Origin of the sequence: Serratia sp. CY55921 (assembly GCF_052167655.1) — a bacterium.
Classification (GTDB): Bacteria; Pseudomonadota; Gammaproteobacteria; order Enterobacterales; family Enterobacteriaceae; genus Serratia; species Serratia ureilytica.
This window is the reverse complement of the sequence record NZ_JBJNMU010000003.1, coordinates 198,910-214,763: the sequence shown is the minus strand read 5'-3', so window position 1 is coordinate 214,763 and position 15,854 is coordinate 198,910. Positions and strand designations below refer to the sequence as shown.

At 62.2% G+C, this 15,854-nt stretch carries 13 protein-coding genes; 4 read left to right on the top strand and 9 right to left on the bottom strand.

The genetic code is table 11. From position 1 onward, the window contains the following. Positions 1 to 179: 179 nt before the first annotated feature. Together uxaC and ACJ8M3_RS17480 are read left to right on the top strand one after the other, a co-directional pair. Positions 180 to 1,592 carry a glucuronate isomerase gene (gene uxaC, locus ACJ8M3_RS17485; RefSeq protein WP_442514712.1) on the top strand — a complete coding sequence of 471 codons (1,413 nt, stop codon included), beginning with the start codon at positions 180 to 182 and terminating at the stop codon, positions 1,590 to 1,592. Between the two features lie 20 nt (positions 1,593 to 1,612). Next, positions 1,613 to 3,100, top strand: coding sequence for a UxaA family hydrolase (locus ACJ8M3_RS17480; protein WP_089197489.1), 1,488 nt, complete (start codon positions 1,613 to 1,615; stop codon positions 3,098 to 3,100). Between the two features lie 52 nt (positions 3,101 to 3,152). Here the strand turns inward: ACJ8M3_RS17480 and sstT are convergent, their stop codons facing one another. The 7 genes from sstT to ACJ8M3_RS17445 form a co-directional block, all read right to left on the bottom strand. Next, positions 3,153 to 4,388, bottom strand: a complete 1,236-nt coding sequence (gene sstT, locus ACJ8M3_RS17475; RefSeq protein WP_089197488.1) for a serine/threonine transporter SstT — start codon at positions 4,386 to 4,388, stop codon at positions 3,153 to 3,155. Positions 4,389 to 4,651: 263 nt separating this feature from the next. Further along, positions 4,652 to 5,620, bottom strand: coding sequence for a TerC family protein (locus tag ACJ8M3_RS17470; RefSeq protein WP_089197487.1), 969 nt, complete (start codon positions 5,618 to 5,620; stop codon positions 4,652 to 4,654). A 252-nt stretch (positions 5,621 to 5,872) separates the two neighbouring features. Further along, positions 5,873 to 6,604, bottom strand: coding sequence for a glutamine amidotransferase (locus tag ACJ8M3_RS17465; RefSeq protein WP_033644531.1), 732 nt, complete (start codon positions 6,602 to 6,604; stop codon positions 5,873 to 5,875). 1 nt (position 6,605) lies between these two features. Next, entirely contained in the window at positions 6,606 to 7,586 is a 981-nt protein-coding gene (locus ACJ8M3_RS17460; RefSeq protein WP_046687865.1) for a Gfo/Idh/MocA family protein, read from the bottom strand. A gap of 50 nt (positions 7,587 to 7,636) precedes the next feature. Beyond that, complete coding sequence (locus ACJ8M3_RS17455) at positions 7,637 to 8,149, bottom strand: M48 metallopeptidase family protein (protein WP_089197486.1); 513 nt, start codon at positions 8,147 to 8,149, stop codon at positions 7,637 to 7,639. Further along, a complete protein-coding gene (locus tag ACJ8M3_RS17450; RefSeq protein ID WP_015379150.1) occupies positions 8,142 to 8,465 on the bottom strand; it encodes a HigA family addiction module antitoxin in 324 nt (107 codons plus the stop codon). The genes ACJ8M3_RS17455 and ACJ8M3_RS17450 overlap by 8 nt, the downstream gene beginning before the upstream one ends. Positions 8,466 to 8,479: 14 nt before the next feature. Continuing rightward, positions 8,480 to 8,770 (bottom strand): type II toxin-antitoxin system RelE/ParE family toxin, encoded by a 291-nt coding sequence (locus ACJ8M3_RS17445; protein WP_042785415.1) that lies wholly within the window; start codon positions 8,768 to 8,770, stop codon positions 8,480 to 8,482. A 230-nt stretch (positions 8,771 to 9,000) separates the two neighbouring features. On the opposite strand from ACJ8M3_RS17445, the gene rlmG reads away from it, so the two are divergent. Continuing rightward, positions 9,001 to 10,140: a 23S rRNA (guanine(1835)-N(2))-methyltransferase RlmG gene (rlmG, locus tag ACJ8M3_RS17440; protein WP_033644533.1), complete on the top strand. Its 1,140-nt coding sequence runs from the start codon at positions 9,001 to 9,003 to the stop codon at positions 10,138 to 10,140. Positions 10,141 to 10,334: 194 nt separating this feature from the next. Here the strand turns inward: rlmG and ACJ8M3_RS17435 are convergent, their stop codons facing one another. Beyond that, on the bottom strand, positions 10,335 to 12,356 hold the full coding sequence (locus ACJ8M3_RS17435; RefSeq protein WP_046687863.1) for an oxidoreductase: 2,022 nt from the start codon (positions 12,354 to 12,356) through the stop codon (positions 10,335 to 10,337). 307 nt (positions 12,357 to 12,663) lie between these two features. Here ACJ8M3_RS17435 and ACJ8M3_RS17430 point away from each other — a divergent pair, with 307 nt between their 5' ends. Beyond that, on the top strand, positions 12,664 to 14,283 hold the full coding sequence (locus ACJ8M3_RS17430; protein WP_089197485.1) for an ABC-F family ATP-binding cassette domain-containing protein: 1,620 nt from the start codon (positions 12,664 to 12,666) through the stop codon (positions 14,281 to 14,283). Positions 14,284 to 14,298: 15 nt separating this feature from the next. Here ACJ8M3_RS17430 and pdxR read toward each other — a convergent pair whose 3' ends face one another. Beyond that, positions 14,299 to 15,789: a MocR-like pyridoxine biosynthesis transcription factor PdxR gene (gene pdxR, locus ACJ8M3_RS17425; RefSeq protein WP_089197484.1), complete on the bottom strand. Its 1,491-nt coding sequence runs from the start codon at positions 15,787 to 15,789 to the stop codon at positions 14,299 to 14,301. Positions 15,790 to 15,854 lie beyond the last annotated feature (65 nt).

The window sequence follows — 15,854 nt, the reverse complement described above, 5'->3', positions numbered from 1 at the left end:
GCCTGAGCAATACTGTGGCCGGTGAAATAGGGCATTTTTGCCGGTAAATTGAGCGAAAAAGGGCGTAGAGAGAGGATGGACGGCAGACCTCGGGAAAAATTTGCTGGACGCTAGCAAAAATTGGTGTGATAACTTTTGTGATTCGAACCCCGTGCCTCACGGCAAGTAAGGAGCCCGAGATGGCGACGTTTTTAAGCGAAGATTTCCTGCTGGACAGTGAATTTGCCCGGCGCTTGTATCACGACTACGCGGCGCAGCAGCCGATTTTCGATTACCACTGCCATTTGCCGCCGCAGCAGATCGCGGAGAATACCCGCTTCAGCAACCTGTACGATATCTGGCTGCGGGGCGATCACTACAAATGGCGGGCGATGCGCACCAACGGCGTGGCGGAGCGGTTATGCACCGGCGATGCGGGCGATCGCGAGAAATTCGACGCCTGGGCCGCCACGGTGCCGCACACCATCGGCAACCCGCTCTATCACTGGACGCATCTGGAGCTGCGCCGCCAGTTCGGCATCACGGATATGCTGTTGTCGCCGGCCACGGCGGATGAAATCTGGCAGCGCGGCAATGCGCTGCTGGCGCAGGATGCGTTTCGCGCGCGCGGCATCATGCAGCAAATGAACGTGAAAATGGTCGGCACCACCGACGATCCGATCGACGATCTGCGTCATCATCGGGCGATCGCCGACGATCGCAGTTTCGCTATCAAAGTGCTGCCGAGCTGGCGGCCGGACAAGGCTTTCACCATCGATGCGCCCGGCTTCAACGACTATCTGCGGCAGTTGGAGGCGGCGGCGGACACCGCTATCGGCCGCTTTAGCGCGCTGTGCGACGCCCTGTACAAGCGCATGGATCACTTTGCCGCCCACGGCTGCAAGGTGGCCGATCATGCGCTGGACGTGGTGGTGTTCGGCGAGGCCGATGAAGCGGCGCTGGATGCGATCCTGCTGCGCCGCCTGAACGGCGAGCTGCCGACGCCGGAACAGAGCGCCCAGTTCAAAAGCGCGGTGCTGCTGTTTTTGGCCGGCGAATACCGGCGTCGCGGCTGGGTGCAGCAGTATCACATCGGCGCGCTGCGCAATAACAACAGCCGCATGTTGGCCGCCGTCGGGCCGGATATCGGCTTCGACTCGATCAACGACCGGCCGCTGGCGGAACCGCTGTCGCGGCTGCTGGATGCTCAGGCGCGGCAGGGCGGTCTGCCGAAAACCATTCTCTATTGCCTCAATCCGCGCGATAACGAAGTGATCGGCACCATGATCGGCAATTTTCAGGGGGAAGGCACGCCGGGCAAGATGCAGTTCGGCTCCGGCTGGTGGTTCAACGATCAGAAGGACGGCATGCAGCGCCAAATGACGCAGCTGGCCCAGCTCGGGCTGCTGAGCCGCTTCGTCGGCATGCTGACCGACAGCCGCAGCTTCTTGTCTTATACGCGCCATGAATACTTCCGCCGCATCCTTTGCCAGATGCTCGGCCGCTGGGTGGCGGACGGCGAAGCGCCGGCGGATATCGCGCTGCTGGGCGAGATGGTGAAAAACATCTGTTTCGACAACGCCAAAAACTATTTCGCCATTGAACTGGCGTAGCCGTTATCCGGGACCGGTTTATGCAAAGTACGATAAAGATTCACGAGCAGGATAACGTGGCGGTGGCGCTGCGCGATCTGGCTGCCAGAGAGCGCGTTGAGCTGGAAGGGGCGGTCGTCAAACTGGCGCAGCCGGTGGCGCGCGGGCACAAGTTTGCACTCGGCCCGATCGCCGAGGGCGAAGACATCATCAAATACGGCCAGCCGATCGGCCATGCGCTCGCGGCCATTGCGCCTGGGGAGCATATTCATTCGCAAAACGTCAAAACCAACCTGAGCGATCTGGACAGCTACCGTTACCAGCCGCAGTTCCCGACGCTGCCGCCGCAGGCGGCGGACCGCGAGGTGCGGCTGTACCGACGGGCCAACGGCGAAGTGGGGATCCGCAACGAGCTGTGGATCGTGCCGACCGTCGGCTGCGTCAACGGTATCGCTCGCCAGATCCAGCAGCGCTTTTTGCAGCAAACACAGGCGGACGGGATCGACGGCGTGCATCTGTTCAGCCACCCGTTCGGCTGCTCGCAGCTGGGGCAGGATCATGCCAACACCCGCATCATGCTGCAAAACCTGGCGCGCCATCCCAACGCCGGCGCGGTGCTGGTGATCGGGCTGGGTTGCGAGAACAATCAGGTGGATGCTTTTCGCGCCACGCTGGGGATAGGGGACGAGCGGCGGTTGCGCTTTATGGTGTGCCAACAGCAGGACGACGAAGTGGAGGCCGGGCTGGCGCTGTTGCACGAGCTGTATCGGGAGATGCGCCACGATCGCCGCGAGCCGGGCCGCCTGAGCGAGCTGAAGTTCGGCCTGGAATGCGGCGGTTCGGACGGGCTGTCGGGCATTACCGCCAACCCGCTGCTGGGGCGCTTTTCCGACTATGCGATCGCCAACGGCGGCACCACGGTGCTGACCGAAGTGCCGGAGATGTTCGGCGCCGAGCGCATTCTGATGAGCCGCTGCCGCGATGGAGAAACCTTCGACAAAACCGTCGACATGATCAACGATTTCAAACGCTATTTCATCGCCCATCAGCAGCCGATTTATGAGAATCCGTCGCCGGGAAACAAGGCCGGCGGCATCACCACGCTGGAGGAGAAGTCGCTTGGCTGCACCCAAAAGGCGGGGCTAAGCCAGGTGGTGGACGTGCTGAAATACGGCGAGCGGCTGCGCGTGCCGGGGCTGAATCTGCTCAGCGCGCCGGGTAACGACGCGGTGGCGACCAGCGCGCTGGCCGGCGCCGGCTGTCATATGGTGCTGTTCAGTACCGGGCGCGGCACGCCGTACGGCGGCTTTGTGCCGACGGTGAAGCTGGCGACCAACAGCGAGCTGGCGGCGAAGAAACCGCACTGGATCGATTTTGACGCCGGCAGCCTGATCCACGGCGTGGCGATGGAGACGTTGCTCAGCCGCTTCATCGATCTGATTGTCGAGATTGCCAACGGGCGTCCGGCGCGTAATGAAACCAACGACTTTCGCGAGCTGGCGATCTTTAAAAGCGGGGTGACGCTGTAAAGCTGACAAAAAAGGCGCTCGAGGGAGCGCCTTTTTATGAAGCAACGCGCGATTAACGCACCTTCAGCGGGTCTTCGTTCGCCAGCCGCTGGTCTTCCGCCTGGCAGGCGGCGGCGGTGAACAGCACGTCGGTGGAGGAGTTGAGGGCGGTTTCCGCCGAATCCTGCAGCACGCCGATGATAAAGCCGACCGCCACCACCTGCATCGCCACGTCATTCGGAATGCCGAACATGTTGCACGCCAGCGGGATCAGCAGCAGCGAGCCGCCGGCCACGCCGGAGGCGCCGCAGGCGCACAGGGCGGCCACCACGCTCAGCAGCAGGGCGGTCGGGACGTCCACCGCGATGCCCAGCGTGTTTACCGCCGCCAGCGTCAGCACGGTGATGGTGATCGCCGCGCCGGCCATGTTGATGGTGGCGCCCAGCGGGATGGAAACCGAGTAGGTGTCCTCATTCAGGTTCAGCTTTTTGCACAGCTCCATGTTCACCGGGATGTTGGCGGCGGAGCTGCGGGTGAAGAAGGCGGTCACGCCGCTCTCGCGCAGGCAGGCGAACACCAGCGGATACGGGTTGCGGCGGATCTTCCAGTACACGATCAGCGGGTTGAGCACCAGCGCTACCAGCAGCATGCAGCCGATTAACACCATCAGCAGTTGCGCATAGCCCCACAGCGCGCCGAAGCCGGTTTCCGCCAGCGTGGAGGCCACCAGGCCGAAGATGCCGAGCGGCGCACAGCGGATCACCGCGCGCACCACCAGCGTGACCGCATGGGACATGTCGTTGATCAGCCCCTTGGTGGTTTCGGAAGCGTGGCGCAGCGCCAGCCCCAGCCCGACGGCCCACGCCAGAATGCCGATGTAGTTGGCGTTAATCAGCGCATGGAACGGGTTGGCCACCACGCTCATCAACAGGCCCTTCATCACCTCCACAATGCCGCCCGGCGGGGTAATGTCGGTTGCGCCGGTGGTCAGCACCAGCGTGGAAGGGAAGATAAAGCTGACGACGACCGCCACCAGCGCCGCAGCGAAGGTGCCCAGCAGATAGAGGAACAGGATGGGGCGAATGTTGGTTTTCTGCCCCTGTTTATGGTTGGCGATCGAGGCCATCACCAGTATCAGCACCAGCAGTGGCGCTACCGCTTTCAGCGCGCCGACGAACAGGGTGCCGAGCAGGCCGACCGCCGCTGCCGCCGCCGGTGAAACCAGCGCCACCAGAATGCCGGCCACCAGGCCGACCATGATTTGTTTGACCAGGCTGCCCTGCGTGATCTTTTGTAGTAGTTTTTGCATAGTGCTTCTCTTCCTGATGTTATCTGGCCGCCGCGGCGGGAACGACGCCGGACAGCTTTATATGATTCTGTAACTAAGTGTGTTTGCCGAATCAGTATTCAGTAATCGAATGATGTTGGAAAGAGGCGAGGGTGAAATTCTGAGCGCGGATCAACACTTGATAACATACTGGTTACATTTGTGTGATCGTAATAACGTTTGGCGTTTTGGGGGAATTGCCAAACAATCGCGGGGCGACTAGCGCCCCGGATAACAGATTATGGTTATTTCTTCGCCAGGTGATCGTTGCGGCGATTGACCCAGGCGTTGATCAGCAAGGTGAGCGTCAGGATGCCCGCCACCACGCCGAGCGAGATACCGATCGGGATGTGGAAGAAGTCGATTATCAGCATCTTGATACCGATAAACACCAGGATCACCGACAGGCCGTATTTCAGCATCGAGAAACGTTCCGCCACGTTGGCCAGCAGGAAGTACATGGCGCGCAGGCCCATGATGGCGAACAGGTTAGAGGTCAGCACGATGAACGGGTCGGTGGTCACGGCGAAGATCGCCGGGATGCTGTCCACCGCGAAAATCACGTCGCTCAGTTCCACCAGGATCAGCACCAGCACCAGCGGGGTGGCGAACAGGATGCCGTTGCGGCGCACGAAGAAACGCTCGCCTTCCAGGCTGTCGGTCATGCGCAGGCGGCTGCGCAGCCATTTCACCAGCGGCTTGTCGCCGATTGCCGAGTCGTCTTCCTTCGCCAACGCCATCTTGATACCGGTGAACAGCAGGAAAGCGCCGAACAGGTACAGCAGCCACTGGAACTGGCTGACCAGCCAACTGCCGGCGAAGATCATGATGGTACGCAGCACGATCGCCCCCAACACGCCGTAGATCAGCACCCGCCGCTGCAGGTTGGCCGGCACGGCGAAGTAGCTGAACAGCATCAGCCAGACGAACACGTTATCCACCGCCAGCGCTTTTTCGATCAGGTAGCCGGTCAGGAAGGCCAGCGCCTGGGTATCGGCGACGGCGCGCCCGGCGGTTTCATTCAGGTAGTACCAGAAACCGAAATTAAACAGCAGAGAGAGGCTGACCCACACCAGCGACCAACTGGCGGCCTGCTTCATAGTCATGGTGTGCGCGCCTTTACGGCCCTGCAACAGGAGATCGATTGCGAGCATCACGACTATGACGGCGGCGAAGCTGCCCCACAACCACGGTGTGCCAACGGAATTCATCATCAGAGGTATCCTTCAAAAACAAAAACGGCCAACGTCGGAAGACGCCAGCCGCTCTGTGAACGCTGCAAGCAAACCTCGCCTTCCGGCAAGGTCTCACTTACAACGTTGATGAAGGTGGTTACACCTTTGACATCAGGTTGCCCGGTAACCGGATGCTTGCGCATCGTAATGACGATTAACCGGCAATGAAGTTACTCCCCTTTGCAGAGCAGAAAGTAATGCAAAATGTGTCGGCGGTCAACGTGAATCGCGTTAGCCGGCCAACGCTTTTTGCGCGCCCAGGCTGACGACGAATCCCTGCAGCAGCAGGCGGCTGAACGGCGTGTCGCTAACCTGTTGTTGTTGTTGCTGATAGCGGGCCTGCTGCTCGGGATGCAGCTCGCCGAGCCACTGCAGATACTGGCTCATCACCGCGCCGTTGAATTCCGGGTGGAACTGGGTGGTCAGGGCATGATCGCCATAGCGCAGGATCTGGTGCGCGTCCTGCTGCGAACGCGCCAGCGTCTGCGCGCCGGCGGGCGGCGTCAGCACGCTCTGCGAGTGGATCAGGTTGGCTTTGAAGCGCGGCGGCAGCAGGGTGAGCCGCCGGTCTTCGGCCGCGGCGGGCAGCAGTTCGATCTCCAGCGTGCCCACCTCCATGCCCTGCGGGTGGTAACCCACTTCGCCACCGAGCGCGTAGGCCAACAGCTGGTGGCCGTAGCAGACGCCGAATAGCGGCAGTTTGATCGCCATCGCCTGGCGCAGCCACTCGGCCGCCGCCTCGCTCCACGGCAGCTGTTCGGTCACCATCGCCGGCGAGCCGGTGATGACCACGCCGCAATAGGCGGCCGGCGGCAACGGCCGCTCGCCGGCGGGCAAGTGTACGATGTGCGCGCGTTCGGCGTCGATATTGCCCTGTTGCAGGAACATGCCATCAAAGTTGGCCAATTCCTGGCGAATGGCCTGCGGCGCGTCGCCGGTTTGCATCACGAGCAGCGGTTTCATCTCATTCTCCGTCGGCGGGGAAGACGACGCCGGTCTGGCGGCGGATATCGGTCAGCAGGCGGGCGACGATCAGCGAATTCTCCAGCCCCGGATGTTCCACCTGACGTTTCTCAACCAACTCGGCGAAGGCCAGCGCTTCATACAGCATGGTGTTGATGTGCTGCGGCTGGCTCAGATCCTGGCGGTTGCCGCCGCGCGGCGTCAGCGCCACGCCCTGGCACTCGGAAATCTTGTCGATAATCAGCGTGCCTTCCTCTCCCTGGATCTCGCTGGGGATCGCCGAGTCGCTGACCTTGGAATGGGAAAGCGTGACGTCGAAATCGCCGTAGTTCAGGCAGACGGTGCCGTGGGCGTCCACGCCGGTCTCCAGCAGCGTGGCGCTGGCGAGCACCGACTGCGGCGCGCCGAACAGCGCCACCGCGCTGGCCAGGCAGTAGTAGCCGATATCCATGATCGAGCCGTTGGAGAACTGCGGGTTAAACGTGTTGGGGTTCTCGCCGGCCAGGTAGCGCGGGTAGCGCGAAGAGTATTGGCAATAGTTGATGAAGGCTTTGCGCAGCCGGCCGACTTTCGGCAATGCCTGCTGCAGCGCCAGAAAATTCGGCAGATAGGCGCTTTTGAACGCTTCGAACAGCACCACCTGATTTTCCCGCGCGCAGGCCGCCAGCTGTTCCGCTTCGCGCTGGTTGGAGGCCAGCGGTTTTTCACAGATCACGTGCTTTTTATGGCGCAGGAACAGCAGCGATTGCGGGCAGTGCAGGGAATTGGGGCTGGCGATATATACCGCGTCTATGGCGTCGGACTGGGCCATCGCCTCGAGCGAGTCGAAAAACTGCGTGACCTGATAGTTGGCGCCAAACGCCTGCGCCTGTTCCAGCGAGCGTGAATACACGGCGCTCAGCGTGAGTTTGCCGCTTTCATGGGCGGCATCGATAAAACGTTCCGTAATCCAGTTGGTGCCGACAACGGCAAAGCGAATCATGGCGAGCTCCGGTCCAGGCTTAAAACCGCAGATTATCACGCCCTCACTCGCTATGCATACAGCTCGCCGAACAGCGAAAGGTGCGTCAGATACAGCCGGGTATCAAACTCCAATTGGTGGTAATTCGGCTCCATATGGCAACACAGGCTGTAGAACGCTTTGTTGTGATCTTTCTCTTTCAGGTGTGCCAGCTCATGCACCACGATCATGCGCAGGAAGGGCTCGGGCGCGACTTTGAACACCGTCGCCACGCGGATTTCCGCCTTGGCCTTCAGCTTGCCGCCCTGCACGCGCGAGATGGCGGTGTGCAGGCCCAGCGCGTGCTTCATGACGTGGATCTTGCTGTCGTAGGCCACCTTGCTCAGCGGCTGGGCGTTGCGCAGATACTGGTTTTTCAGATCGACGGTAAACTGATACAGCGACTTGTCGGTGGTACAATCGTGCACCTGCGGATAGCGCTGCAGCAGCACGTCCCCCAGCCGGTTCTGGTGGATCAGTTGCTGCACCTGGCTTTGCAGATGCGCCGGGTAGCCTTGCAGGTAGGCGAGTTCGATGTCATGCATGAGTGATATTGCGTCCCAGTATTTCTTTGATTGGCCGCAGCCGCACACGCTGCGCATCGGCCTGTCTGGCTTCCCAGCGATCGTGTGCCGCCTGCAGGTTTAGCCAAAAGTCGGCGGTCGTTTCGAACAGATCAGCAAACAGATTGGCCTCGGCAACGCTCATGCGTCGATGCCCGTTGCACAGGCGATTGACGGTGGCGCGGGTGACGCCCAATACCTTTGCCAGTTCTTCTTGGCCGATGCCTAACGGCGTTAAATATTCTTCCTGCAGCACTTCTCCCACCGTGGTGGGTTCGCGAGTCGTGGTTTCCAACATAGGTTCCCCCTCGTTCAGGTATCTTGGTGAGGATCGAGGTAAATTTTTTCGGCGGCATCATGCCGCCACTGGAACATCAGCCGCCAGTGCATATTGACGCGCAGACTCGACCATCCCTGAAATGGCCCGGATAGCCGCTTGTAATAGTTACCCTTGGGGTGATGCAAATCACGCTCTTGCTGCGCGGCGGCTAACATATCGAGCTTTCTGGCCAACTGCCGCTCGAGCGCGCCGGGGATAAGACGGCTGCGCCTGCCTTCCAGATAGAACTGCTCCAGATAGCGATCGCGGAAAGATTTAATCATGCTTTCCCCCTTCCATAGGGACTGGCAGTGTAACATTTAAAGTTACACCCCGTCAGGTTAAAAAAACATCGGCATGGGTGCTCGGGAGGGAAAGGTTAATGTTGTTGAAGGAGAAAAGGGGCGCAGGTTTTCAGATACGCGGCGCAATACGCAATTTATCCGAAAAAACATTTTACTGACGGGCGTTTTTAGGGGATAAACAGCCCAAATTTTATCAGTCAGGAGGGGCAATGAGCCAACTCGATCTGGGAACACAGCAACTTGAGCTGGAGCGTTATCCCCAACAGGAAGAATCCACCCAGTTGCAGGCGTGGGAAGCGGCGGACGAATATCTGCTGCAACAGCTTGAAAACGTAGATATCGGTGGCCGCCCGGTGCTGATTTTCAACGATAACTTCGGCACCCTGGCCTGTGCGCTGCACGCGCATCGTCCTTACAGCGTCAGCGACTCGTACATGAGCCAGCTGGCGACGCGTCACAACCTCAAGCTCAACGGTCTGGATCCTGAGCAGGTCACACTGTTGGACAGCCTGGCCGAGCTGCCGGCGGCGCCGGCGGTGGTGCTGATTCGCGTGCCGAAAGCGCTGGCGCTGCTGGAACAGCAGCTGCGCGCGCTGCGCCACGTCGTGACCGAAGACACGCTGATCGTTGCCGGCGCCAAAGCGCGCGACGTGCACACCTCGACGATGCAGCTGTTTGAAAAAGTGCTGGGCCCAACGCGCACCAGCCTGGCGTGGAAGAAGGCGCGCCTGATTTTCTGCCAGGCGGCGGACATCGTCCCGCCGGCGGCGGCGGAAACCACCAACTGGACGCTGGACGGCACCGATTGGCTGATCCACAACCACGCCAACGTCTTCTCGCGCGGCAGCCTGGATATTGGCGCGCGCCTGTTCCTGGATCATCTGCCGCGCGGCCTGAACGGCCATATCGTCGATCTGGGCTGCGGCAACGGCGTGATTGGCCTGACGGCGCTGGCGCAGAATCCGGACGCGCAGGTGACTTTCGTCGATGAATCCTACATGGCGGTGGCCTCCAGCGAGCTGAACGTGGAGCACAACCTGCCGCAAGAACTGGACCGCTGCCAGTTTGAGGTGAACAACGCGCTGGCGGGCATCGAGCGCGAAAGCGTGCAGGCGGTGCTGTGCAACCCGCCGTTCCACCAGCAACACGCCATTACCGATCACACCGCCTGGCAGATGTTCTGCGACGCCAAGCGCTGCCTGCAAGTGGGCGGCGAACTGCGCATCGTCGGCAACCGTCACCTCGACTACCATCAGAAGCTCAAACGTTTGTTCGGCAACTGCACGCTGGTGGCCTCGAACAAGAAGTTCGTGATCCTTCGAGCGGTGAAATCCGGCGCGCGTCGCTGAGCGTGAATAACAAGGGGCGCGATGCGCCCCTCAGGCTGTAGACAAAGGGGGAAAAAGCGTGGTTTTTCCCCCTTTGTGGTTATCAGCCGAAAATCAATAAATTGATTTTCCTTGTTTTCTATTCGCTGCTCTCTGCCACCCCGGCATAGGGATGAGGTTTGTCATCAATATCAGGGGCGCGATGCGCCCCTTTTTTACAGCGCCATCGCCAGCCGCGTGCCCTGATCGATCGCGCGGCGGGCGTCCAGCTCGGCGGCCACGTCGGCGCCGCCGATCAGATGCACGGTTTTCCCCATCGCCAGCAGCGGCTGCTGCAGTTCGCGGCGCGGTTCCTGCCCGGCGCAAATGACCACCGTGTCCACCGGCAGGCAGCTGTCTTGCTCGGCGCGGGTGATGTGCAGCCCTTCGTCGTCGATCAGCCGATAGCTGACGCTATTGAGCATCTTCACGCCGCGCATCGCCAAGCTGGCGCGGTGGATCCAACCGGTGGTTTTCCCCAGGCCTTCGCCCACCTTGCTGGTTTTGCGCTGCAACAGGTAGATCTGCCGGGCGGCGCGTGGTGCCTGCGGGCCTTGCGCCGCCAGCCCGCCGCGCTGTTCAAGGCGGCCGTCGATGCCCCATTCGCGGTTGAATTCCGCCTGATCCAGGCTGCTGGAGACGCCGTGCTGGCTAAGGTACTCGGCGGTGTCGAAGCCGATGCCGCCGGCGCCGATGATCGCCACCCGCTGGCCGACCGGTTTTTTATCGCGCAGCACATCCAGATAGCTCAGCACCTTGGCGTGCCCGATGCCGGGAATATCCGGGGTGCGCGGCACGATGCCGCAGGCGAGGATCACCTCATCGAATTCGCTTAAATCCGCCGCCTCGACTTTGGCGCCCAGTTTGACCGTCACTTCACGCAGCGCCAGCTGACGGCGGAAGTAACGCAGGGTTTCATGGAATTCTTCCTTGCCGGGGATTTGCTTGGCGATGTTGAACTGGCCGCCGATCTGCTCGGCGGCGTCGAACAGCGTTACCTGATGACCACGGCTGGCGGCGGTGGTGGCAAACGCCAGCCCGGCGGGGCCGGCACCGACCACCGCCAGTTTTTTCGGCTTTTCCGCCATCGTCAGCGGCATTTCGGTTTCACGGCAGGCGCGCGGGTTGACCAGACAGGAAGTCAGCTTGCCTTCAAAGATCTGGTCGAGGCAGGCCTGGTTGCAACCGATGCAGGTATTGATCTCGTCGGCGCGCCCCTCGGCGGCTTTCTGCACAAAGGCGGCGTCGGCGAGGAACGGACGCGCCATCGACACCATGTCGGCGCAGCCGTCCGCCAGCACCTGCTCGGCCACCGCCGGATCGTTGATGCGGTTGGTGGTGATCAGCGGGATGCTGACCTTGCCCATCAGCTTGCGGGTCACCCAGCTGAATCCGGCGCGCGGTACCATGGTGGCGATGGTCGGGATGCGCGCTTCGTGCCAGCCGATGCCGGTATTGATGATCGTGGCGCCTGCCTGTTCGACCGCCAGCGCCAGCTGCTCGATCTCCTGCCAGCTGGAGCCGTCTTCCACCAGATCGAGCATCGACAGCCGGTAGATCAGAATGAATTCCGGGCCCACGGCCTGGCGTACTGCCCTGACGGTTTCGACGGCGAAGCGCATGCGGTTGGTGAAGCTGCCGCCCCATTGGTCGTCGCGCTGATTGGTGCGCGTCGTCAAGAATTGGTTGATCAGATAACCCTCGGATCCCATCACCTCAACGCCGTCATAGCCGGCCTGCTGCGCCAGCGCCGCGCAGCGGGCGAAGTCGGCGATAGTCTGCTCGATCTCCGCTGCGCTGAGCGCGCTCGGCGTAAACGGGTTGATCGGCGCCTGCAGCGCGGAAGGGGCCACCAGCTTGGGTTGATAGCTGTAGCGGCCGGTGTGCAGGATCTGCAGCGCAATTTTGCCGCCCGCCCGGTGGACGGCTTCAGTCACCGGGCGGTGGTGAGGCAATTGCTCCTCGCTGTTGAGGATCGAACCGCCGCGAAACACCACGCCCTGTTCGTTCGGGGCAATACCGCCGGTGACGATCAGCGCCACGCCAGCGGCGGCGCGCTCGGCATAGAACGCGGCCAGCCGCTGCGGGCCGTCGGGCAGCTCTTCCAGGCCGGTATGCATCGATCCCATCAGCACCCGGTTTTTCAGGGTGGTGAAGCCGAGATCCAGCGGCGCCAGCAGGTGAGGGTAATTGCTCATTGCACTCTCCATCGGGTGAAATCGGGGCCCGTTGTTATAATTATGTGAACACAAGTGGTCGGATGAGATAAATCTAGCCGTTGTCGCGCCGCTTGGGAATCTGCGTTGCGCCGAATGTGATAGACGTCATGAATCTCAGACTCTGTTTGCATAACGAACAAAAGATCGGTTAACCTTTGCGCGTTGTAAATTCCTTCTCTCTGCGGAGCCATAACCGAAAATGAACACCCACACCTGTTGATATCTGGTCCCACGCTGTGCGCTCTCGCGCCCTGTGGGGATGTTTTGATCTCATTCAGGAGTGCTTATGGCTCACTTTGCGCAGTCCCCTTATTTCGTTTTACATCAACTGACCTGCCAATTTGCTGACGGCGAAACGCTGTTCGGTCCGCTGGATCTCGCTTTCGATCGGCAGCGCTGCGGCCTGGTAGGGCGCAACGGCGTCGGTAAAACCCAGCTGCTGCGCCTGATCGCCGGGCGGGATCGGCCGGGCAACGGGCACGTCGAATCTCATGCCGCATTGGCTTACGTTGCGCAGCAGCCGGAGATCGCCGCGGACACCACGCTGGCCCAGCTGCTGGGCTATGGTGAGGTGTTCGCCGCGCTGGCGCGTCTCGAGCAGGGGCAGCCGCTGGCGGACGATATCGATCGTCTGGAAGGGCGCTGGGATCTCAACGATCGTCTGCAAAACGCCTTTGTCGCCGCCGGGCTGCCGGCCTTCGATCCGTTGCGATCCGCAAGCTCTCTGAGCGGCGGCGAGCGGATGCGCGCGGCGCTGTGCGGCGCGTTGCTGGGCGAAGCGGATTTTCTGCTGCTGGACGAACCGACCAACCACCTCGACAGCGTCGGGCGTGCCTGGCTGTATCAGCAGCTGGATCAGTGGCGCGGCGGGCTGCTGATCGCCAGCCATGACCGGCAGCTGCTGGCGCGCATGGAGCGCATTGTCGAACTGACACCCGGTGCGCTGCGCAGCTACGGCGGCAACTACGATGACTACCGGCGCCAGCGCGACACGGAACAGCAGGCGGCGCGCGCCGATCTGGAGCATGCGCGCGAGGAGCGTCGCCGCACCCGCGCTCGCCAGCAGAAAGAGCACGACATGAGCCAGCGGCGCTCGGCGCAAACGCTGCGCGTCGTCGATACGCTGAATATCGCCTCTTTTGAGCGGGTGGCCTACAAGTCGGCGGCGAAGGAGAGCCTTGGCACGCTGCGCAAACAGCATCAGGATCAGCGCGACGGCCTCGATGCGGCGGTGCGCGAAGCCTATCAGCGGGTGGAAGAGGAGCAGCCGGTGTTGCTGGCGCTGCCCGGCAGCGAAGTGAGCGCGAACAAGCAGGTGCTGGTGCTCGAGCAGCTGCAGCTGCCGTTCGTCAGCGCGCCGCCGCTGGATCTGCGTATCGACGGCCCGATGCGCGTGGCGTTGACCGGCCCCAACGGCTGTGGCAAGTCCACCTTGCTGAAGACCGTTCTCGGTCAGCTGACGGCGCTTTCCGGCCATTGTCATTGCCCGCTGTCGACGGCCTACCTCGATCAAACCCTGTCGCAGCTCGACCCGAATCTGTCGGTGATGGAGCATCTGGGGCTGCAGGATTCACCGCTGGTGGAAGGCGCGTTGCGCACCCGGTTGGCGCAGCTGCAGCTTGGCGCGGATCGCATCGCGCTGCCGCTGGGCTCGCTGAGCGGCGGCGAACGGCTCAAGGCGGCGTTGGCCTGTGCGCTGTGGCGGCGACAACCGGCGCAGCTGCTGTTGCTCGACGAGCCGACCAACCACCTGGATCTGGCGTCGTCGCTGGCGATCGAAACCGCCCTGGCGGATTTCCCCGGCGCGATGCTGGTGGTGTCGCACGACGAAGACTTCCTGCAGGCGCTGCGGCCGACGCACCGCCTGCAGCGGCAGATGGACGGCTGGCGGCTTCAGGCCTGGTAACGCGCGAAGGCGGCCCTAGGGGGCCGCCTTTTTCACCTCGGGCGTGTTGATGCAGGCCAGCAGCTGGGTGAAGGCCGCGGCCATCTGCTCTTCCGGTACGCAGGCAAACCCCATCAGCAGGCCGCGCCGGCGGTTGGGCAGCATGTAGTAGCGCGACAGCGGCCGCACCAGCACCCCCTGCGCGCCGGCGGCGGCGGCGATCGCCACGTCGTCGGCCTCGTCCGGCAGGTTGAGGATCAGGTGCAATCCGGCGTTGCTGTTGAATTCGCTGAGCGCCTGTTTGCCGAGATGCTGTTCGATCAATCCGGTCAGGAAGGCGCGCCGCCGGGCATACAGCAACCGCATGCGGCGGATATGCGCGGTGTAGTGCCCCTCCTGAATAAATTCCGCCAGCGCGCTCTGGATCAGCAGGTGCCCGCCGCGGTACAGCTCGGCGTGGGCGGTTTTCAACGCTTGCACCAGCGGCGGCGGCAACACCACATAGCCGAGGCGCAGCGCCGGGTAAAGCGTCTTGCTGAAGGTGCCGATGTAAATCACCGGCGCATCGGCCTCCAGCCCTTGCAGCGCCGGGATCGGTTGGCCGGAAAAGCGGAATTCGCTGTCGTAGTCGTCCTCGACGATCCAACCGCCGGCGTTGCGCGCCAGCGCCAGCAGCCGTTGGCGGCGCGCCAGGCTCATCACCGAGCCGAGCGGATACTGGTGCGACGGGGTGACGAAGATCAGCCGCGGCGGGTTGGTCGGCTGCTCCGGCGGCACCAGCCCGGCTTCGTCCACCGCCAGCGGGCAGATGTTCAGCGCATTGATGCGCAGAATATTGCGGATCCCCCAATAGCCCGGCTCTTCGATCCAGGCGTCATCCCCCGGATTGCACAACATGCGCGTCACCAGATCGATCGCCTGATGGATGCCCTCGGTGATCAGGATCTGTTCCGGCGAACAGCGCACCGAGCGCGCCACCCGTAAATACTCCACCAACGCATGCTGCAGCTCCGGGCTGCCGCCCTGATTGCTGTAGGTCAGCCGCTGCGGCGTCGGGCGGCGGCTGAGGCGCGCCTGGATCTTGCTGAACAACTGATGGGGAAAGGTGTTGACGTCAGGGACGCCGGGAATGAACGCCCCCCACTGTTTGGGGCTGGCGCTGGCGTGGTGCAGCAGCGTGGCGCCGCGCGCCGACAGTTCGACGCGTCGCGGTTGCCCGCTGCCGTCCGCCGGGGCGCCGCCGGTGGAGAGGCAGCTGTCCGGCACCGTGTCGGCGACGAAGGTGCCGCTGCCGGCGCGCGCCGACACGTAGCCTTCCGCCAGCAGTTGTTCATAAACGGTTAACACGGTGTTGCGGGACAGGCTGAGCTCCTGCGCCAGATCGCGTGAGGCGGGCAGGCGGCTGGAGGGCGGCAGGCTGCCGTCGAGAATGCTGGTGCGGATCGCGTTGTAAAGCCGCTTGTGCAGCTTGTCATCGGGCTGTTCGCCGAGGCGCTGCAGCAACAGATCACCACTCAATGAGCGCAATTGGATCCCTCAATTATTCGTAACTGGCACTCGATTATAGGGCCACATCCTGTGTAAATAAACGG